This window comes from Pseudoduganella aquatica (assembly GCF_009857595.1).
GTDB lineage: Bacteria > Pseudomonadota > Gammaproteobacteria > Burkholderiales > Burkholderiaceae_D > Rugamonas > Rugamonas aquatica_A.
The window spans coordinates 44,247-63,287 of the sequence record NZ_WWCU01000003.1 but is presented as its reverse complement, the minus strand read 5'-3'; the positions used below and the strand labels follow the sequence as shown (position 1 = coordinate 63,287).

Genomic DNA, 19,041 nt, shown 5'->3' with positions numbered 1-19,041 from the left:
TGTCCTCATCCTTTGCTCGAATACTCACAACGTTCTCCTTGCATGAGCTTGACATGCGCTATCACGCTACCTACCTTGAATTGCAGGTTGCGCAAGGTGCAACGCCAGACGGGAGATAACTGTGATTACTATGCACCCTGGAGAATATTTAAAGCTGTGCGATGTCGATGCAGACCAGTCACAGCTTGGTCAAGGCACGCAAGAAGATTGACCCCCGGTCGGTTCTCCGAATCGAACTGAACGCATCAGCCAAGGTTGAGGCGGCGGCCTAGTCGTCAGCCTCGCTTCCCCAGCCGCGCCGTCATGAAATCGACAAAGGCGCGCACCCGCAGCGACAGGTGGCGCGCGTGCGGGTACAGCAGGATGAAGGGGCGCGAGGTGCCGCCGAATTGCGGCAGCAGCTCCACCAGCGAGCCGTCCGCCAGGTCGCGCTCGACGATATAGCGGTAGGTCTGCGCCAGCCCGGCGCCGGCGCGCGCCAGCGTCACGATGCCGAGCACGTCCTCGGCGCAGGTGTAGCCGCCGCTGGTCATCACGTCGATCTGCTTGCCGTCCACCTTGAACTGCCAAGGGATCTTGCGTCCGCTGCTGGGCAGGTCGAACTGGATGCACTCGTGCTGTTTCAGCGCCTCCAGCGACTTCGGCGCGCCGGCCCGCTTCAGATACGCCGGCGCCGCCACCAGCACCAGTTCCGCATCCTCCAGCTTGCGCGCGATCAGCGATGAATCGGCCGGGTCGCGCCCGCGCACCACCATGTCGTAGCTTTCGTCGGCGAAATCGATGTTCCGGTTGCTGATGTGCACCTGCACCGTCACCTCGGGATACAGCGCGCGGAACTCGGGCAGCATGGGCAGCAGCCGGTAGTGGCCATAGGGCGTGGGCACGCTGATGCGCAGCGGCCCGGCCGGCGCCTTCTGCGCGCCGGTCACTTCGCGCTCCGCTTCCAGCAGCCGGTCCAGCGCCTCGCGGCACTGCTCGTAGTAGCGCTGGCCGCCGTCCGTCAGCCGGATCTGGCGCGTGGTGCGCACGAACAGCCGCACCCCCAGCCGCTCCTCCAGCCGCGCGATCGAGCGGCTCACCGCCGCCGGCGTCACGCCGCTCTGGTTGGCCGCCGCCGTGAAGCTGCCCAGTTCCGCCGCCTGGCAGAACAGCTCGATCGTGCCGAGCTGCATTTCGTCGAAGTTCCGCTGCATAGATTACACCGTGTATTAAGTCATGTTCCATATTAGCTATTTATTGGCTCGAATGGAATAAGTAAAGTGTGTTCCATGCCGCACACAAACCCAGCGGTCACCCACACAACTGAACTGGAGCACACCATGAACACCAACAAAACCGTCATCGTCACCGGCGCCTCGAGCGGCATCGGCTTTGCCATCGCCAAGGCCTACCTGGAACGCGGCTACAACGTGGTCGGCAACGCCCGCAGCGCCGACGGCCTGCAGACCGCCGCCGCCCAGCTGGGCAACCCGGCCAACTTCCTGCAAGTGCCCGGCGACATCGCGCTGGCCTCCACCGCAGCCGCCCTGTTCGACCAAGCCATTGCGGCCTTCGGCAAAGTGGACATCCTGATCAACAACGCCGGCATCTTCCTGCCGAAGGCCGTGGGCGACTACACCGAGGAAGAAGTCAACACCATCGTCGGCACCAACCTGATGGGCTTCTTCTACCCGTCGCAGCAGGCTGCGCGCCACATGAGCGCCAACAAGGCCGGCCACATCGTCACCATCACCGCTTCCATCGCCGAGCAGCCCAACGCCAAAGTCAACGCGCTGCTGCCCATCCTGATCAAGGGCGGCCTGAACCACGCCACGCGCGGCCTGGCGATTGAGCTGGCTGGCGCCAACGTGCAAGTCAATGCGGTGGCGCCCGGCATCATCCGCACCCCGATGCACGGCAGCGACGAAGGCACGCAGAATTTCCTGAAAGGCCTGTCGCCCAGCAACCGTATCGGCGAGACCGACGACATCGTCAACGCCGTGCTGTACCTGACCGGCTCGTCCTTCGTCAGCGGCACCGTGGCCGTGGTCGACGGCGGCGCAGCGGCCGGCACCTGGTAAGCAAACCTCAACCCTGGCTCAAGGAGAATCACCATGCCATACGTAAATATCCGCATCACCAAAGAAGGCGCCACCCCTGCGCAGAAGCTGGAACTGATCGAAGGCGCAACCGACCTGCTGCAGCGCGTGCTGAACAAGAACCCGGCCACCACCTTCGTCATCATCGACGAAGTGGAGATGGACAGCTGGGGCGTGAACCGCGAGAACGTGGTCACCATGCGCGCGCGCGAAGCGGCAGCCCGCGCGGCGGCCAAGCTGGGAGACAAGTCATGAAGCTGGTCTTCGCCGGCGACCCGATGTGCTCGTGGTGCTACGGCTTCGGCAAGGAGCTGACGGCCCTGACGCAGCGCCACCCGGAACTGGACCTGCAGATCCTGGTGGGCGGCGTGCGCGCCGGCGCCACCGATCTGCTGGACGACACCGGCAAGCAATTCCGCCTCGGCCACTGGGCCAGGGTGGAAGAAGCCAGCGGCCTGCCGTTCAACCGCGCCGCGCTCCTGGCGCGCGAGAACTTCGTCTACGACACCGAGCCGATTTGCCGCGCCGTGGTAGCGGTGCGGCGCTTGGCGCCGCAGGCCGACCAGCTGGCCGTGTTCCGCGCCCTGCAGCATGCGTTCTATGTCGATGGGTTGGACACGACCGACGGCGCGGTGCTGGCCGAAGTGGCGTCGGCGGCGCTGGCACAGGACGGCCATGCGGTGACGGCCGCCGCCCTGCATGCGGAGTGGCATAGCGCGGCGGCCATCGCCGTGACGTCGGCCGAGTTCTCGCATGTGCGTTCGCTGGGCATCCGCAGCTTCCCCGCGCTGCTGCTGAACACCGGCGACGGCCTGTACGAGATCAGCCCCGGCTACGCCCATGCCGACAAGCTGGAGCAGCAATTGCAGGCAACCTTGCAGCACGTGGCTGCCGCCGCATAGCGCTGCGGCATGGGGAGGGCGCCAGCCGGCGCCTTCCCCCTTTTGACAGGAGCACGAGATGAAGCAGCCATCCACGCGGCCCGCAGCGGCCGATATCGCCGCGATCACCGGCGTAGCCGAAGCCTACCTGCGCGGCGTGTACCAGGGCGACGCTGCCGCCCTGGCGGCGCTGTTCGCGCCCGAGGCCCAGGTCTACGGCGACATCGGCGGCCAGCCCTACTTCAAGACCATCGCCGCCTACCTGGAAGGGGTGGCCGGCCGCGCCAGCCCGCAGTCGCTGGGCGAGCCCTACCGCATGCGGGTGCTGTCGGTGGACAGCATGGGCAGCATCGCCACTGTGCGGCTGCATTCGCCCATGCTGGGCTTTAACTACCACCTGTACCTGACCTTGCGCCTGGCCGACGGCGCGTGGCGCATCGTCAACAAGACCTTCTCCCACCTCACTTCTTGAGGATCTTGGCCACCGGCGCCGGGCGCAGGCGGAACGCGTCCGGCATGCCGGAGCCGAGCAGGGGGCGCAGGTACATGCGGAAGGCGTCCGTCACGCCGGTGCCGCTGGCGGTGATGAACTCGTCCTCCATGGTGCGCGTCTTGCCGGCCACCGCATCCAGCGGCAGCAATTCGTAGTCGGCCGAGTAGTAGCCGGTGCGCTTGATGGCCACCGAGCCGCAGCGGTCGCCCCACATGGCGAACTGCACCGCCTTTTCCCCCACCTCGCGCGCCTCGCGCTGGTCCACGTCGGACACGCAGCCGATGAAGGAGCGCTGCAGATAGCCGAAGGTGTCGCCGCGCACGCGCTTGATGCCCAGCTTGGCCTTGATCTCGTCGCACAGCAGGTCGGCCAGCGCGCCGGTGCCGGACAGCTGGACATTGCCGTGCGCGTCGCGCTCCACCTCCTTCGCCAGCAGGGAGGCGATGGCCTCGCCGGAGGCGTCGTGGATGCCCTCGGACACGGCGATCACGCAGCGCCCGTGTTGCGCGTACGCGGCCTTCACGTCCGCCAGGAAGCTCTCCAGCGAGAACACGCGCTCGGGCAGGTAGATCAGGTGCGGGCCGTCGTCGGGGAACTTCTTGCCCAGCGCTGAGGCGGCGGTGAGGAAGCCGGCGTGCCGCCCCATCACCACGCCCACGTACACGCCGGGCAGGGAGGCGTTGTCCAGGTTGGCCCCGGCGAAGGCCTGCGCCACGAAGCGCGCGGCGGACGGGAAGCCGGGCGTGTGGTCGCTGCCCACCAGATCGTTGTCTATGGTCTTGGGAATATGGATGCAGCGCAGCGGATAGCCGGCCGCCTTGGCGCGATCGCTGACGATGCGCACCGTGTCGGAGGAGTCGTTGCCGCCGATATAGAAGAAGTGTTCGATCTCGTGCGCGCGCAGCACCTCGAAGATCTGCTCGCAGTAGGCCGCGTCCGGCTTGTCGCGCGTGGAGCCGAGCGCGGACGAGGGCGTGGCGGCCACCATTTCCAGGTTGTGGCTGGTCTCCTGGGTCAGGTCGACGAAGTCCTCGTTGATAATGCCGCGCACGCCGTGCAGCGCGCCGTACACCCGCGTGACCTGGCGGAAGCGGCGCGCCTCCAGCACCACGCCCACCAGCGACTGGTTGATGACGGCGGTGGGACCGCCTCCCTGTGCGACCAGAATTTTTCCCGACGGCATGCGCATCTCCTCGTGAGTGGACTGCCGCCAGCTTACTCCGATTTATTTGGCCGTGGGGCCGATGTGGCGATCCAGGAAAACTTCCACCCGGCCCCAGAAATCAACACGGTTTTTCGGCAGCGACCAGCCGTGGCCTTCATCGTCGTAGATCACCAGTTCCACGTTCGGATTCGTGGGCTTGATGGCGTTGTAGAAGTCCTTGCTGTGCTGAATGGGAACGCGCTTGTCGGCGCTGCCGTGCGCCAGCAGTATGGGCTGGTGGATGCGGGCAGCCTGCTTGAGCGGCGACGTGGCGGCGAATTGCGCGGCGTCCTTGACCGGGTCGCCCACCCGTTCCGGTATGCCGTACTGGCGGTAGGTGTCGGACTGGTCGGAGATGGCGCTGTTGCCTTCCGTGGCCATCAAGGTCAGGTCCGACACGCCGGCCCAGCTCACGCCGCAGCGGTAGAGTTCCGGCGTCTTGAGCAGGCCCATCAGTGTGGCGTAGCCGCCGTAGCTGGCGCCGGCGATGCAGATACGCTTCGGATCGGCATAGCCCTGCGCAATGGCCCACTTGGTGGCGTCTGCCACGTCGTCCTGCATGGCCAAACCCCATTGCTTCCAGCCGCGCATGGCGTGGCGCGCGCCGAAGCCGCTGCTGCCGCGGAATTCCGGTTCCAGCACGGCGTAGCCGCGCGAGGCCAGGAATTGCGCTTCCGCGTTCCAGCGCCACTCGCCGCCGCGCACGAAAGGTCCGCCGTGCACCAGCACCACCATGGGCAGTTGCTTGCCGCCGCCCTTGGGCAGCGTCAGCCACGCCGGCACCGTCAGGCCATCCCGCGCCTTGAAGCGGTGCAGGTCCAGCTGCGCCATCTGGGCGGGGTCGATGGCCGGGTTGCGGCTGCCGATCCTGCTCAGCGCTTTGGTCTCGGTGTTGTAGACCAGGTAGGTGGTGGGCTGCTTGTCCGAATAGGAGGTGACCAGCACCCAGGCCGCTTCAGGCCGCAGCGGCGGCGTGACCAGGTTGGCCGTGTCGGGCAGCAGGGCGTCCACGGCCTTTTGCACGGCCGCCATGGCCGGGTCCAGCCACACCATGGCGCGGGCGTCGGACAGCAGCTCGACGCCGGCCAGGCGGTTGTTGCGGTACACCAGCTCGCCCGAAAAATCGTAGTCGGCCAGGCCTATCATGGCGTCCTTCTCCAGCGCGCCTTTGGCCAGGTTGAAGACGTACAGGCTGCGCTTGTCGGAGCGGCCCTGGCTGCTCACATACATCTGCCCTTCGGCACCGAAGCCCAGCGGCATGAAGTTGCCCGGCGCGTTGGCGTAGGCCGGGAAGGTGACCAGGGGGCGCCAGCTGTCCTTGTCCGGATCGAGATACTGGACGGTCAGCTTGTCTTCCTCCCGTGTCAAGGCCGCGCGCGGCAGGCCGCGCTGGTCCAGCACCCAGTGCTGCACTTCGCCCGGCCGGTTCAGCGTGCCCACCGCGCCGGTCACCGTGTTCAGCTTTTGCAGGTCGAAGCTGCGCGTTTCATTGCGCACCTCGTTCCAGTTGGCGCGCACGACATAGATGGAGTCCGAGTCCTGCGCACCTTCCTGCTCCAGCATATAGGTGTTGGCCGGCAGGATGCGCGACTTGATATTGGTCTGCGACGTGTCGCGCGCGTACCAGGCGCGCTCGGCCAACTGCCGCAGGTCGCTGCCGTCGCGGTTGGCCGCGTACAGGCCGGGCGCGTAGCGGCGGTCGCCCGGCGCCACCTGGTTGTCCACGGTGTCGAAGGCCAGGCGGCGGTTGTTCACCCACTGGAAATGGCCTATGTCGGTATCCGAGAAGCGCGCCACGCCGCTGACGCTGCTGCTGGCCAGGTCCACCACGGCCAGACCGTCGCGTTCATTGTTGTTGCTGATGCGCACAGCCAGAAAGCGCCCGTTGGGCGACAGCTTGGCGGCGCTGAAGTTGGGGTTGCCAAAGAAGCTGCCTATCGCCGGCAGGGCCGCCTGGGCCAGGCCAGCCATCAGGCCGAGTGAGATTGCCGCCACGGCACGCAGGCGCAGATGCATTATTTTTCTCCTTGAGATGAGCCGATATGTTTATTGAGGAAACCTTCCACCCGGGTCCAGAAGTCGTAGCGGTTTTTCTGCAGCACCCAGCCGTGGCCTTCCTCCTCGTATTCCACCCATTCGACCTGGCGGTTGGTCTTTTGCACCGCGTCGCGGAATTTCTTGCCGTGGTAGAGCGGCATGCGCATGTCCGAGCCGCCGTAGGCCAGCAGCAGCGGCTGCCTGATGCGGGCCGCCTGCTCCAGCGGCGAGGTGGCCTTGAGCTGCTCGGCGTCCTTCTCCGGGTCGCCTATCAGGTGCGGCATGCCGTACTGTTTCCAGGCGTCCGGCAGATCGGACTGGAAGCTCCAGTGGCCGGTGTACATCAGCTTGATGTCGGTCACGCCGGCCCACTCCACGCCGCACTGGTACAGCTCGGGATTGTTGACCAGCCCCATCAGCGTGGCGTAGCCGCCGTAGCTGGCGCCGGCGATGCAGATCCGCTTGCCATCGGCGATGCCCTGCGCGATGGCCCAGCGTGTGCCGTCGGCGATGTCATCCTGCATCTTCAGGCCCCATTGCTTCCAGCCGGCCTTGAAGTGCGCTTCGCCGAAGCCGGTGCTGCCCCGGTATTCCGGCTCCAGCACGGCGTAGCCGCGCGAGGCCAGGAATTGCACATCCGGACGCCAGCCCCACTGGCCGCCGCGCACAAAGGGGCCGCCATGCACCAGCACCACCATGGGCAGGTTTTTGTCCTTGCCATGCGGCAGCGTCAGCCAGGCAGGGATTTGCAAGCCGTCGCGCGCGGCGTAGGTCACCAGATCCTGCTTGCCCATCTGGCCGGGCCGGATCTGCGGACGCGACGCGCCGATTTTGCTGAGCTGCCTGTTGGCGCTGTTGTACAGCATGAACACGCGCGGCTGCACGTCCGAATACGATTCCACCAGCAGGTTGGGCGTTTCCGGCCGGGACGGCGGCGTCAGCAGGTTGAGGGTGTTGGGCAGCAGCTTGTCGACCTCCTGCTGGATGGCCTGCATGGCCGGGTCCAGCCAGCGCGTGCCTTGCGCGTCGGCCAGGTAGCGCACGCCCAGCAGCTTGTCCTGGCTCATGATGAGGCGGCCGCTGAAGTCGTAGTGCTCCAGCTCCACCAGCGGCTGCGGATTGATCTTGCCGGTCGCCAGGTCGTAGCTGTGCACGGCCGACTTGTCGCGGTAGGCGCTGGTCACCACGTACAGCGTGCCGTCCGGCGCGAAGGCCAGCGGACGGAAGGAGCCCTTGCCGCCGGTGAACTGCCCGAACGACCCCAGTTCGCGCCAGGCGCCGGTGGCCGGGTCGCGGTAGTGCACCGAGCTGCGGCCGTTCTCCACCACGGTGGCCAGGCGCGGTTCGCCCTTGCTGTCGAGTAGCCAGTCGTGCGTATCGCCGGGCCGCTTGAGGGTGGTGCTGTAGCCGGTTTTGGTGTTGAGCTGGAGCAGGTCGGCATATTCCATCTGGCCGGGGCCGGTGATCTTTCTGCTGAGGACGTAGACCTGGTCGCTGTCCTGCGTGCCGCGCTGGCCCAGCATATACGTGTGCCAGGGCAGCAGGCGCTGCGACTGCACCGCGTGCGCGTCGCCGCGGCGGCTGGCCAGCTGGCGGAACTGGCTGCCGTCGCGGTTCACCGCGTACAGGCCGGGGCCGTAGCGCGCGTCGCCCACGCCGACCTGCATGTCGACCGTGTCGAGCAGCAGGCGCTCGTCGTTGACCCAGGCGAACTGGCCCACGTCGGTATCGTGGAAGCTGGCCACCGACAGCGCCGAGTTGTTGCTCAGATCGACCACCGCCAGCCGCTCGCGCCCATTGGGGCTGGTCAGCTTGGCCGCGAGGTAGCGTCCGCTGGGCGACAGCTGCACTGTGCTGAATTGCGGATTGCTGAAGAAGTCCTGCACCGGCGGCAGCGCGGCCGGGGTGGTGGCGGGCGTTGCGGCCGGCGCCGCGTCGGCCGCGTGCGCGCCGGGATGGGCCAGCGCTGCCAGCAGTGCCACGGCGGAGGCGATCATGCGTTGCAGTCCGTGCATGGAGGCTCCAGTGAAGTGGCTTACGGTTGCGCGCCGATGTGGCGGTTCAGAAACTTCTCCACCCGGGTCCAGAAGTCGACGCGGTTCTTCGGCAGCGACCAGCCGTGCCCCTCGCCCTGGTAGACCACCAGCTCCACGTCCGGATTGTGGGCCTTGACGGCCGCGTGGAAGCTGCGCCCGTGCGGGATGGGCACGCGCCGGTCTTCATCGCCGTAGGCCATCAGTAGCGGCTGCTTGATGCGCGCGGCCAGGTTGACCGGGGAGGTGTCCGCCAGCTGCTGCGCGTCCTGCACCGGATCGCCCACCAGCTGCGGCAGGCCATATTGCTTCCACTGGGCACTCAAGTCGGACTGGAAGCTCCAGTGGTCCTTGTACATCAGCGCGAGGTCGGTCACGCCCACCCATTCCACGCCGCATTTGAACAGTTCCGGATTGCGCGCCAGGCCCATCAGCGTGGCGTAGCCGCCATAGCTGGCGCCGGCGATGCAGATGCGCTGCGGATCGGCGTAGCCCTGCGCGATGGCCCATTTGGCTGCGTCGGCGATATCGTCCTGCATGGCCAGGCCCCATTGCTTCCAGCCGGCGCGGAAGTGGCGCGAGCCAAAGCCGGTGCTGCCGCGGAACTCCGGCTCCAGCACCGCGTAGCCGCGCGAGGCCAGGAACTGCGCCTGCGCGTCCCAGCCCCATTCGGAACCGCGCAGGAAGGGGCCGCCGTGCACCAGCACCACCATGGGCAGCTTCTTGCCGGCGCCGCTGGGCAAGGTCAGCCAGGCGGGAATGGCGAGGCCGTCGCGCGCCTTGATCTGCACCATGTCCTGCTGGCCCATGGCGGCCGGGTCGATATTGGCGTGCGCGGAACCCAGCTTGCCCAGTTCCTGCGTGTCCGCGTTGTAGAGGTAGTAGGTTCTCGGCTGGCGGTCCGAATACGACGTCACCAGCATCCACGGCGTGGCCGGGCGCAGCGCCGGGCGCACCAGGTTGACCGTGCCTTGCAGCTTGCCGTCGATGGTTTTCTGCGCCGCCTTCATGCGCTCGTCCAGCCACACGGTGCTGCGCGCATCCGACAGGATCTCCAGGCCGACGATCTTGCCGCCGCTGTAGATCATCTGGCCCTCGTAGTCATAGTCCGCCAGCGACACCACCGGCTCGGCGGCGAGTTCGCCCTTGGCCGTGTCGTACAGATAGAGTGCGTCCTTGTCCTTGCCGGCGCGGCTGCTCACGTACAGCTTGCCGTCCGAGCTCATGCCCACTGGCCAGAAGGCCTTGGGGGCGTTGCCGTAGGAGGGGAAGCTGGCGAGCTGGCGCCAGGCCTTGCTGGCCGGGTCGAGCAGGTGCACGCTGGAGGTGCCGTCCTTGTCCGACATGGCCAGGCGCGGCGCGCCGTCCGCGTCCAGCAGCCAGTCCAGCACCTTGGCCGGACGCGGCACCACGTCCGCCTTGCCGGTGAGGGTGTTCAGGCGCAGCAGGTCGAAGTTTTCCAGGTCCCAGGTGGCCTCGTTCCATTCGGCGCGGCGCACATAGATAGACTCGCTGTCCTGCGCGCCCTGCTGGTCCAGCAGGAAGGTGTTGTAGGGCAGCGCGCGCTGCTTGATCATGCTGCCCGTTTCGGAAGCCGGCGTGTAGCTGCGGTCCACCAGCATGCGGTAGCCGCTGCCGTCCACATTGGCCGCGAACATGCCGGGGGCGTTGGTGCGGTCGCCGACGGGCGCCTTGCTGTCGCGCGTGTCGAACACCAGGCGTTCGTGGTTGACCCACTCGAAGTTATCGATGTCCACGTCGCCGAACTTGGCCACGCCCTTGATGCTGCGGCTGGCCAGGTCCAGCGCATACAGCGCGGTGCGGCCGCCGTCGACGCTGCCCTTGAAGGCCACGTACTTGCCGTCCGGGGACAGCTTGGGGTTGCTGAAGCTGGGATTGTCGAAGAAATGCTCGGCAGGCGGCGCGGCGGCATAAGCCGGCGCGATGGAGGCGGCCCCCATCAGGGCGGAAACGAGGCAGGCGAGGGCGGTACGCAGTGGCAGGGATGTGGACATGGTCAATGTTAAATAGGCGAAAAGAACAATTGCAAATTAATCAATTTCCCTACAATAACATTTGTCTGAAGGTTTGCCTAGCCCTGCTCCGGCGCACGCACATGCGCCAGCAGCGCAGTGGTGTCGCGTCCCGGCGCGGGCGTCAGCAGGCTGACCACCGCCATCACCAGCATGCCAGCGGGCACGCCGAAGATGCCCGCGGAGACCGGCGCGATGTGGAACCACTGCCCGGCCGCGCTGCCGCCCAGGATGGGGTTGGCGTGCACCATGTAGTACAGGCACACGCCGAAGCCGGCCACCATGCCGGCCACCGCGCCGTGGCGGTTGGCGCGCGGCCAGAACACGCCCAGCACCAGCGCCGGGAACAGCGTGGAGCCGGCCAGCGAGAAGGCGGCGCTCACCAGCGACAGGATGTCGGCCGGCTTGGTGGACGCGGCGTAGGCGGCGATGAAGGCCACCGCCAGCAGCAGCAGCTTGGAGATGGTCACGCGCTTTTGCGTGGAGGCGCTGGGGTCGACGATGCGGTAGTAGATGTCGTGCGACAGGGCGTTGGAGATGGCCAGCAGCAGGCCGTCCGCCGTGGACAGCGCGGCGGCCAGGCCGCCCGCCGCCACCAGGCCGGAAATCACATAGGGCAGGCCCGCGATCTCGGGCGTGGCCAGCACCAGCACGTCGCCGTCGATGGCGATTTCCGCCAGCTGCACCAGGCCGTCGTGGTTCACGTCCACGATGCTGATTAGCGGATGCAGCTTGTCCACATTGGCCCAGTACGACACCCAGGTTGGCAGGCGCGAGAAGTCGCTGCCCACCAGCGCGGTGTAGACGTCGAACTTCACCAGCACCGCCAGCGCCGGAATGGTCAGGTAGATCAGCAGGATGAAGAACAGCGTCCAGAACACCGACACCCGGGTTTCATGCACAGACGGCGTGGTGTAGGAGCGCATCAGGATGTGAGGCAGGGCGGCCGTGCCCACCATCAGGCAGAACACCAGCGCCAGGAAGTTGTTGCGCTTCTGGTCGGACTGCGCGATGTCCGGCGCCACGAAGGGCTCGGCGTGCGGCGCGGGCGCGGCGGCGCGCCGCAGGTTGTAGGCGCGCGCGGCCTCCCAGGCGGCGGCCGCTTCTTCCACGGTTTTCGGATAATTGATCAGGGCTTTTTCGGCCGCGCGGATGTCCAGCAGCGTGGCGTTGCGCTGCTTGACCGCGTCCAGACGGCGCTGCGCGTCGATGCGGCCGGCGTCCCAGCTGGCGGGCAGGGCGTCGAGCTTCTGGCCGTAGTCGTCGGCGCGCTGCCGGAAGATGGCGCGCACCTCCTGTTCCTTCGGGTCGTGCGCCAGGCTGGCTTCGCGCGCGCCCAGCGTGGGCAGCAGCTTGCCGTAGGCCACCTGCGGGATGGGGTTGCCGCTGTGCTTGGCCGACAGCCACATGGCCGGCAGCAGGAACGCCACCAGAATGATGATGTACTGCGCCACCTGGGTCCAGGTGATGGCGCGCATGCCGCCCAGGAAGGAACACACCAGGATGGAGGCCAGGCCGAGGAAAATGCCGACCGAGAAATCCACGCCGGTAAAGCGCGAGGCGATCAGGCCCACCGCGTAGATCTGCGCCACCACGTAGATGAAGGAGATGATGATGGTGGCCGCCACCGCCATGATGCGCACGTAGCGCCCGTGGTGCGGGCCGCCGTAGCGCGCGGCCAGGAAGTCGGGGATGGTGTACTGGCTGAACTTGCGCAGATAGGGCGCGATCAGCAGCGCCACCAGGCAGTAGCCGCCGGTCCAGCCCATGACGTAGGCCAGGCCGTCGAAGCCGTGCAGGTAGAGCGTGCCGGCCAGGCTGATGAAGCTGGCCGCCGAGATCCAGTCGGCGGCGGTGGCCATGCCGTTGAACATGGCCGGCACGCGCCGCCCCGCCACATAGTATTCGGCCACGTTGGAGGTGCGGCTGACCAGGCCGATGGCGGCGTACAGCGTGATGGTGGCCAGCATGAACAGGTAGCCTATCCAGACGCGCGGCATGCCTTCCTTCTCCAGCATGGACAGCGCCACCAGGAAGCCCGCGAAGCCGGCCGAGAACAGCAGGTAGTAGCGCGACAGGCGCCGGAAGTAGCTGGGCTTGGCGTTCATGCCTGCCCTCCCTGCGCGGCGGCGGCAAACTGCTGGTCGAGCCGGCGCATGCGCCAGGCGTAGCCGCCTATGATGGCCAGGTAGACCAGCGAGGCGCCTTGCGCCGCCAGGTAGAAGGACAGCGGCCAGCCGAACAGCATCAGCCCGGTCAGCTCGCGCGCGAAGAAGACGGCGCAGAAGCTGGTGGCCAGCCATAGCAGCAGCAGGGCGGCGGTGAGGCGGCGCGTGCGGCGCCAGTGCTGCTCGCGCCGCGCGCGCAGGGACGCTGCCGCAGTGCTGGCGGCGGTGCTGGTGGTGTCATCCATAATGGGGCTCGTCTGCTGGCGGTTCGTCGTCGGGCGCGCGCAGCGGGAAGATCAGGCGGAACAAGCTGCCGGGCAGCTTGGCGTTGTTGCTGCGCGGGTTGCTGAAAATGTCGATGTCGGCGCCGTGCTGCTGCGCGATCTCGCGCACGATGGCCAGCCCCAGGCCGCTGCCCTCGGCGCTGCTGCCGAGGATGCGGTAGAAACGCTCGAACACGTGGCTGCGCTCGGCCGGCGGAATGCCGGGGCCGGTGTCCTCCACCTCCACCACGCCCTCGTGCTCGGAGCGCCGCACGCGCACGGTGACGGCGCCGCCGGCCGGCGTGTAGCGCAGCGCGTTGTCGATCAGGTTGGACAGCATCTCGCGCAGCATGGTGGGGTTGCCCTCGATCGGCACTTCCCCTTCGGCCGGGGCCTCGAAGCCCAGGTCGATGCGGTAGTTGAAGGAGGCCGGCACCCAATCGCGCACGGCGCTGCGCGCCAGCTCGGCCAGGTCCACCGGCAGCAGCGCGGCGCCGGCCTGTGGCTGGTTCTCGGCGCGCGCCAGGGCCAGCAGCTGGTTCACCAGCCGCGTGGCCGACTCCGAACTTTTCGCCAGCTGCTCCAGCGAGCGGTGGATTTCGCCCTGGTCGGTCTGGCGCAGCGCCAGCTCGGACTGCATGCGCATGCCCGCCAGCGGGGTTTTCATCTGGTGGGCGGCGTCGGCGATGAAGCGCTTCTGCATCTCGATCGACAGCGACAGCCGGGCCAGCATCTCGTTGAGCGAGCGCACCAGCGGCGTGATCTCTTCCGGCACCTGGCGCGAATCGATGGGGCTCAGGTCGTCCGAGCTGCGCGCGCGGATGCGTTCCTGCAGCTGGGCCAGCGGCGACAGCCCCCGCGCCAGCGCGAACCACACCAGGGCCAGCACAATGGGCAGCACAATGAACTGCGGCAGGATCACGCCCTTGATGATTTCATTGGCCAGCTTGGCGCGTTTTTCCAGCGTCTCGGCCACCTGCACCAGCGCCACGCGCGACTCCTCGGCACCCTGGTCCTCCAGCGCCACCCATGAGTAGGCGATGCGGATGGGCGTGCCGTGCATATTGCCGTTGCGGAACTGCACCATGCCGGGCTTGGCCCGGTCTTCCTCCTGCGGCGCGGCCAGCTCGCGGTCGCCGTCCACGTAGGCGCCGTCGGGGCCGGCGATCTGGAAGTACACGCTGTCCACGTCGTCCGCGCGCAGGATGTCGCGCGCCGAGCCGGGCAGGCGCGGCGCCAGCTTGCCGTTCACTTCGTGGACCTGCTGCGCCAGCACGGTCACGCTGTCTTCCAGCGCATGGTCGAAGGGCTGGTTGGCGATGGACTTGGCCACCAGGTAGGTGATGGCGATGCTCATCGGCCACAGCAGCAGCAGCGGGGCCAGCATCCAGTCCAGGATCTCGCCGAACAGCGAGTGCTGGATGTCGTCCTCCTTGACGGCGCCGGCAGGCTCCTGCCAGGACAGGTCGTCCTGGTCCTGCTGGCTGGCTGCTGCGGCCTCGCGCTCGCCCACGGCTTACTTGGCTTCGCCGCGCGGCGTGTCGCTGAACTTTTCCAGGCAGTAGCCCAGCCCGCGCACGGTGGCGATGCGCACGCCGCCCACTTCGATCTTCTTGCGCAGCCGGTGCACATAGACTTCGATGGCGTTGTTGCTCACTTCCTCGCCCCACTCGCACAGGTGGTCCACCAGCTGCTCCTTGGACACCAGCCGCCCGGTGCGCGCCAGCAGCACCTCCAGCAGGCCCAGTTCGCGCGCCGACAGGTCCAGCATCTGGTCGTTGATATAGGCGCTGCGGCCCACCTGGTCGTAGCTGAGCGGGCCGTGCTTGATGATGGCCGACCCGCCGCCCTGGCCGCGCCGGGTCAGCGCGCGCACCCGCGCCTCCAGCTCGGACAGCGCGAAGGGCTTGGCCATATAGTCGTCCGCGCCCAGGTCCAGGCCGTTCACGCGCTGCTCGATGGAGTCGGCCGCCGTCAGTATCAGCACCGGCAGCAGCGAGGAGCGCGCGCGCAGGCGGCGCAGCACCTCCAGCCCGGACAGCTTGGGCAGGCCCAGGTCCAGTATCAGCAGGTCGAACTCCTGGGTGGCCAGGGCGGTGTCCGCCTCCTGGCCGTTCTTTACATAATCGATCGCATAGCCGGACTGGCGCAGCGAGCGGGTCAGCCCGTCGGCCAGGACGCTGTCGTCTTCGGCAAGTAAAATACGCATAATGTCACCCGGTTGCAGAAGCCCCCATTGTGTTTCATTTTACTCAAGGGGGCCAGTTTTTGATCCGCCTCAAACGCGATTGAAAACAATGCTTGCAAAAAGCACTGGTTTTTTATACAGTACCACCTGAATCGACTAAACCACTTGCCGAAAGATCATCATGGACGACAAAAAAGGCGCAGTACCCGCAGGCGAAAAAGCCAAGGCGCTTGCCGCAGCACTGGCACAAATTGAAAAGCAGTTCGGCAAGGGCTCGGTCATGCGCATGGACGCCAGCGCGCCGATCGAAGAAGTGCAAGTGGTCTCCACCGGCTCGCTGGGCCTGGACATCGCGCTGGGCGTAGGCGGCCTGCCGCGCGGCCGCGTGGTGGAAATCTACGGCCCGGAATCGTCGGGTAAAACCACGCTGACGCTGCAAACCATCGCCGAGATGCAGAAACTGGGCGGCACCTGCGCCTTTATCGACGCCGAGCACGCGCTGGACGTGGGCTATGCGCAAAAGCTGGGCGTGAACCTGCACGAGCTGCTCATTTCGCAGCCGGACACCGGTGAACAGGCCCTGGAAATCTGCGACGCGCTGGTGCGCTCCGGTTCCGTGGACATGGTGGTGGTCGACTCCGTCGCCGCGCTGACGCCGCGCGCCGAGATCGAAGGCGACATGGGCGACTCGCTGCCTGGCCTGCAAGCCCGTTTGATGTCCCAGGCGCTGCGCAAGCTGACCGGCTCCATCAACCGCACCAACACCCTGGTTATCTTCATCAACCAGATCCGCATGAAGATCGGCGTGATGTTCGGTTCGCCGGAAACCACCACCGGCGGCAACGCGCTGAAGTTCTACGCCTCCGTGCGCCTGGACATCCGCCGCACCGGCTCCATCAAGTCGGGCGACGAAGTGATCGGCAACGAAACCAAGGTCAAGGTCGTCAAGAACAAGATCGCGCCGCCGTTCAAGGAAGCGCACTTCGACATCCTGTACGGCGCGGGCACCTCGCGCGAAGGCGAGATCATCGACCTGGGCGTGGAAGCGAAAATCGTCGAGAAGTCCGGCAGCTGGTATAGCTACAACGGCGAGCGCATCGGCCAGGGCAAGGACAACGCCCGCACCTACCTGGTGGAGCGTCCGGAACTGGCGCACGAAATCGAAAACAAGGTACGCGCCTCGTTGGGTGTGCGCGCGCTGCCAGCGCTGGGCGCCGAGCCGGCGCCCAAGCTCAAAGCCGTCGAGTAAGCTGGCTGTGCGGCGGGTTACGCCGCTGCGCGTCTAACCCGCCCTACGTTATAGTTGCGTAGGGCGGGTTAGCGGCAAGGCCGCGTAACCCGCCAAGCCGGCGAACCAGCGAATTCCCACCATGCCTCTGCCTCCCATCAGCCTGAAAGCGCGCGCGCTGCGATTGTTGTCGGCGCGCGAGCACAGCCGCATGGAGCTGGCGCGCAAGCTGGCGCGCCATGCGGAGGAGGGCGAGGACATCGAAGCCCTGCTCGACTTCCTCGAAAAAAACAACTGGCTGTCCGAAGAACGCTTCTCCGAATCGCTGATCCACCGCCGCGCCGCGCGCTACGGCAACAGCCGCATTGTGGCCGAGCTGCAACAGCACGGCATCAAGGGCGAAGCGCTGAGCGAATTGAAGGCCGGCCTGGCCGAAGACGAAACGGCGCGCTGCTGCGAAGTGTGGCGCCGCAAATTCGGCGCTCTGCCGCGGGACGCCCAGGAGCGCAGCAAGCAAATGCGCTTCCTGCTGCAGCGCGGCTTCTCCCAGCGCGCCATCCAGACCGCCATGAAAGGCGTGGACCTCGATGAGCTGGACGGCCTCGGTGGCGACGCGTAGCGACGCCCTGAAGGCTTTGCTGCTGGCGGCCTGGCTATGGCTGCCCAGCTGGGCCGTTCTAAATACCGACCACGTCCAAGGCGCCAGCGACGCGCTGGCCCTGCTGGCCTTCTCCCTTCTGCTGCTGGCCGCGCCCCTGGTGCTGGCGCCCGGTGTGCGCCGCTATTTCCTGCTGTGGACGCCGCTGGCGCTGCTGGCCGGCCCCTATTGCTATCTGACCCTGGCCTACGGCAGCGTGCCCGGCGACGCGCTGCTGTCCTCCGCGCTCAACACCGGGCTGGCCATGAGCGCGCAAGTGCTGGCCTCCTTTGGCTGGAAGCTGTGGCTGGTGCCGCTCAGCCTGCTGCTCTACCTGTGGCTGGCCTTTTCCATCAGCCCCGGCTGGCGGCTGGACACGGCCGCGCGCAAGCGCCTGCTGGCCTGCTGCCTGATGCCGGTAATGCTGGCCCTGGTGGCGCGCCAGGCCGTGGGCCACGCCGTGCGCCTGCCGCCGCTGCTGGAACAATCCACCATCAACCTGGCTTTCCCCAGCGGCCTGGCGGCCTCGCTGTGGCGCGTGATCGGCTACGAGCGCGCGATTGCGGGGGCCGGTTTTGCCAGCGTGCAGGGCCGTTCCATTGTGGGCGACACACCCATGCTGGTGGTGCTGGTGGTGGGCGAAAGCCTGCGCAGCGACCATCTCGGCATCAACGGCTACGCGCGCAACACCACGCCAGGGCTGGCCGCGCTGGGGCCGCAATTGCTGTCCTTCCCCGACGTGGCGTCCACCGCCAATTGGACCGGCTATGCCATGCCTGCCATCGTGAGCCATGCGACGGGCAAGCAGCGCGCCACGCTGGTGCCCACCTTCCGCGAAGCCGGTTTCCGCACCGCCTGGCTGTCCAACCAGGAGGTGTCCGTCTACGGCGCCAGCGCCGAGGTGCGGGAATATGCCCGCAACAGCATGGACTTCCACCTGCGCACCGACGACAACCTGCTGCCGATGTTCACCTCCTTCGTGCGCCAGGCCGGGCCGCGCCAGTTCCTGGTGCTGCATATGATAGGCAGCCACATTCCGTACGAGGAACGCTACAGCGGCGCCTCGCGCGTGTTCCATCCCACCTTGAGCGACGCCGGCGTCGACAATCCGCTGCCGAAGAACAAGGCCGAGGCCATCAATTCCTATGACAACACGGTGGTCGAGACCGACCGCTTCCTGGCCCGCATGATCGCGGTGCTGCAGGCCGAGCAGCGCCCGGCCGTGCTGGTGTTTACCTCCGACCACGGTGAAAACCTGTTCGACGACCAGCGTCAGCTCTTCATGCACGCCCAGCCCGGCCCCACCCGCTACGACACCCACGTGCCCTTGCTGGTGTGGATGAACGCGGCTTACCGCCGGGCCTATCCGGCGGTGGTGGCCGCCTTGCAGGCCAACCGCGCCAAGCCGGTCGGCCACGCCAGCATGTTCGCCTCGGTGCTGGAACTCGGCGCCGTGGCGTGGCAGGGCAGCGACGCGCGCGCCAGTTTTGCGTCGCCCATGTACCAGCCAGGGCCGCGCCCGGTGACGCTGGAACTGAGCGGCCCCAGCGCGCCCTACGAGAGCCTGAAATAGGGCCGGGGACAGCCCGGGGCTAGCATGGCGGCGCCCCGCGCAGGCTCATGAAAAGTCGCTAATTAACATATGCCACGTCGCAACTCGCGCCGGGGTGTGCTACACTTTTGGGGTTTTTGCAGCACCGCGGGTGCGGTGGTTGTCCGTAGAAGCTGCGGCAACGTGCATTCTTGTTAAGAGAATAGTGCAAGGCTGCTTACTAATTTTTGCCGCGCAAGCGGCATC

General features: G+C 66.9%; 16 protein-coding genes. 7 read left to right on the top strand and 9 right to left on the bottom strand.

Going from position 1 to position 19,041, the window contains the following annotated elements; translation table 11 throughout:
• Positions 1–275: 275 nt before the first annotated feature.
• Complete coding sequence (locus tag GTP77_RS03860) at positions 276–1,193, bottom strand: LysR family transcriptional regulator (protein WP_161070857.1); 918 nt, start codon at positions 1,191–1,193, stop codon at positions 276–278.
• A gap of 126 nt (positions 1,194–1,319) precedes the next feature.
• Between GTP77_RS03860 and GTP77_RS03855 the strand changes: the two genes are divergently transcribed.
• The 4 genes from GTP77_RS03855 to GTP77_RS03840 are packed head-to-tail and all read left to right on the top strand — an operon-like array spanning position 1,320 to position 3,431.
• Positions 1,320–2,060 carry an SDR family NAD(P)-dependent oxidoreductase gene (locus GTP77_RS03855; RefSeq protein WP_161070856.1) on the top strand — a complete coding sequence of 247 codons (741 nt, stop codon included), beginning with the start codon at positions 1,320–1,322 and terminating at the stop codon, positions 2,058–2,060.
• Between the two features lie 33 nt (positions 2,061–2,093).
• Positions 2,094–2,333 (top strand): tautomerase family protein, encoded by a 240-nt coding sequence (locus GTP77_RS03850; RefSeq protein WP_161070855.1) that lies wholly within the window; start codon positions 2,094–2,096, stop codon positions 2,331–2,333.
• Positions 2,330–2,980, top strand: a complete 651-nt coding sequence (locus GTP77_RS03845) for a DsbA family protein (protein ID WP_161070854.1) — start codon at positions 2,330–2,332, stop codon at positions 2,978–2,980. Before GTP77_RS03850 ends, GTP77_RS03845 begins: the two co-directional genes overlap by 4 nt.
• Positions 2,981–3,038: 58 nt before the next feature.
• Positions 3,039–3,431 (top strand): nuclear transport factor 2 family protein, encoded by a 393-nt coding sequence (locus tag GTP77_RS03840; RefSeq protein ID WP_161070853.1) that lies wholly within the window; start codon positions 3,039–3,041, stop codon positions 3,429–3,431.
• Here the strand turns inward: GTP77_RS03840 and GTP77_RS03835 are convergent.
• The 8 genes from GTP77_RS03835 to GTP77_RS03800 all read right to left on the bottom strand — a co-directional run bounded on the left by GTP77_RS03835 (position 3,421) and on the right by GTP77_RS03800 (position 15,399).
• On the bottom strand, positions 3,421–4,635 hold the full coding sequence (locus GTP77_RS03835; protein ID WP_161070852.1) for a 6-phosphofructokinase: 1,215 nt from the start codon (positions 4,633–4,635) through the stop codon (positions 3,421–3,423). The genes GTP77_RS03840 and GTP77_RS03835 overlap by 11 nt on opposite strands.
• 42 nt (positions 4,636–4,677) lie before the next feature.
• Complete coding sequence (locus tag GTP77_RS03830; RefSeq protein ID WP_161070851.1) at positions 4,678–6,672, bottom strand: alpha/beta hydrolase family protein; 1,995 nt, start codon at positions 6,670–6,672, stop codon at positions 4,678–4,680.
• Positions 6,672–8,708 (bottom strand): S9 family peptidase, encoded by a 2,037-nt coding sequence (locus tag GTP77_RS03825; RefSeq protein WP_161070850.1) that lies wholly within the window; start codon positions 8,706–8,708, stop codon positions 6,672–6,674. The genes GTP77_RS03830 and GTP77_RS03825 overlap by 1 nt, the downstream gene beginning before the upstream one ends.
• 20 nt (positions 8,709–8,728) lie before the next feature.
• Positions 8,729–10,741: an alpha/beta fold hydrolase gene (locus GTP77_RS03820; protein WP_229202076.1), complete on the bottom strand. Its 2,013-nt coding sequence runs from the start codon at positions 10,739–10,741 to the stop codon at positions 8,729–8,731.
• A 77-nt stretch (positions 10,742–10,818) separates the two neighbouring features.
• Entirely contained in the window at positions 10,819–12,867 is a 2,049-nt protein-coding gene (locus GTP77_RS03815; RefSeq protein ID WP_161070849.1) for a sodium:solute symporter family protein, read from the bottom strand.
• On the bottom strand, positions 12,864–13,172 hold the full coding sequence (locus GTP77_RS03810) for a DUF4212 domain-containing protein (protein WP_161070848.1): 309 nt from the start codon (positions 13,170–13,172) through the stop codon (positions 12,864–12,866). The genes GTP77_RS03815 and GTP77_RS03810 overlap by 4 nt, the downstream gene beginning before the upstream one ends.
• A complete protein-coding gene (locus GTP77_RS03805) occupies positions 13,165–14,703 on the bottom strand; it encodes a sensor histidine kinase N-terminal domain-containing protein (RefSeq protein WP_371869321.1) in 1,539 nt (512 codons plus the stop codon). Before GTP77_RS03805 ends, GTP77_RS03810 begins: the two co-directional genes overlap by 8 nt.
• A gap of 3 nt (positions 14,704–14,706) precedes the next feature.
• Complete coding sequence (locus tag GTP77_RS03800) at positions 14,707–15,399, bottom strand: response regulator (RefSeq protein ID WP_161070847.1); 693 nt, start codon at positions 15,397–15,399, stop codon at positions 14,707–14,709.
• A gap of 160 nt (positions 15,400–15,559) precedes the next feature.
• Here GTP77_RS03800 and recA point away from each other — a divergent pair, with 160 nt between their 5' ends.
• The 3 genes from recA (at position 15,560) to GTP77_RS03785 (ending at position 18,816) form a co-directional block, all read left to right on the top strand.
• On the top strand, positions 15,560–16,627 hold the full coding sequence (gene recA, locus GTP77_RS03795; RefSeq protein WP_161070846.1) for a recombinase RecA: 1,068 nt from the start codon (positions 15,560–15,562) through the stop codon (positions 16,625–16,627).
• Between the two features lie 121 nt (positions 16,628–16,748).
• Entirely contained in the window at positions 16,749–17,225 is a 477-nt protein-coding gene (recX, locus tag GTP77_RS03790) for a recombination regulator RecX (RefSeq protein WP_161070845.1), read from the top strand.
• On the top strand, positions 17,194–18,816 hold the full coding sequence (locus GTP77_RS03785; protein ID WP_161070844.1) for a phosphoethanolamine transferase: 1,623 nt from the start codon (positions 17,194–17,196) through the stop codon (positions 18,814–18,816). Before recX ends, GTP77_RS03785 begins: the two co-directional genes overlap by 32 nt.
• Positions 18,817–19,041: the final 225 nt, after the last annotated feature.

Coding starts and splice junctions, on each gene's coding strand:
- GTP77_RS03860 (WP_161070857.1), bottom strand. CDS start 1,193: ATGCAGCGGAACTTCGACGAAATGCAGCTCGGCACGATCGAGCTGTTC.
- GTP77_RS03855 (WP_161070856.1), top strand. CDS start 1,320: ATGAACACCAACAAAACCGTCATCGTCACCGGCGCCTCGAGCGGCATC.
- GTP77_RS03850 (WP_161070855.1), top strand. CDS start 2,094: ATGCCATACGTAAATATCCGCATCACCAAAGAAGGCGCCACCCCTGCG.
- GTP77_RS03845 (WP_161070854.1), top strand. CDS start 2,330: ATGAAGCTGGTCTTCGCCGGCGACCCGATGTGCTCGTGGTGCTACGGC.
- GTP77_RS03840 (WP_161070853.1), top strand. CDS start 3,039: ATGAAGCAGCCATCCACGCGGCCCGCAGCGGCCGATATCGCCGCGATC.
- GTP77_RS03835 (WP_161070852.1), bottom strand. CDS start 4,635: ATGCCGTCGGGAAAAATTCTGGTCGCACAGGGAGGCGGTCCCACCGCC.
- GTP77_RS03830 (WP_161070851.1), bottom strand. CDS start 6,672: ATGCATCTGCGCCTGCGTGCCGTGGCGGCAATCTCACTCGGCCTGATG.
- GTP77_RS03825 (WP_161070850.1), bottom strand. CDS start 8,708: ATGCACGGACTGCAACGCATGATCGCCTCCGCCGTGGCACTGCTGGCA.
- GTP77_RS03820 (WP_229202076.1), bottom strand. CDS start 10,741: ATGTCCACATCCCTGCCACTGCGTACCGCCCTCGCCTGCCTCGTTTCC.
- GTP77_RS03815 (WP_161070849.1), bottom strand. CDS start 12,867: ATGAACGCCAAGCCCAGCTACTTCCGGCGCCTGTCGCGCTACTACCTG.
- GTP77_RS03810 (WP_161070848.1), bottom strand. CDS start 13,172: ATGGATGACACCACCAGCACCGCCGCCAGCACTGCGGCAGCGTCCCTG.
- GTP77_RS03800 (WP_161070847.1), bottom strand. CDS start 15,399: ATGCGTATTTTACTTGCCGAAGACGACAGCGTCCTGGCCGACGGGCTG.
- recA (WP_161070846.1), top strand. CDS start 15,560: ATGGACGACAAAAAAGGCGCAGTACCCGCAGGCGAAAAAGCCAAGGCG.
- recX (WP_161070845.1), top strand. CDS start 16,749: ATGCCTCTGCCTCCCATCAGCCTGAAAGCGCGCGCGCTGCGATTGTTG.
- GTP77_RS03785 (WP_161070844.1), top strand. CDS start 17,194: ATGAGCTGGACGGCCTCGGTGGCGACGCGTAGCGACGCCCTGAAGGCT.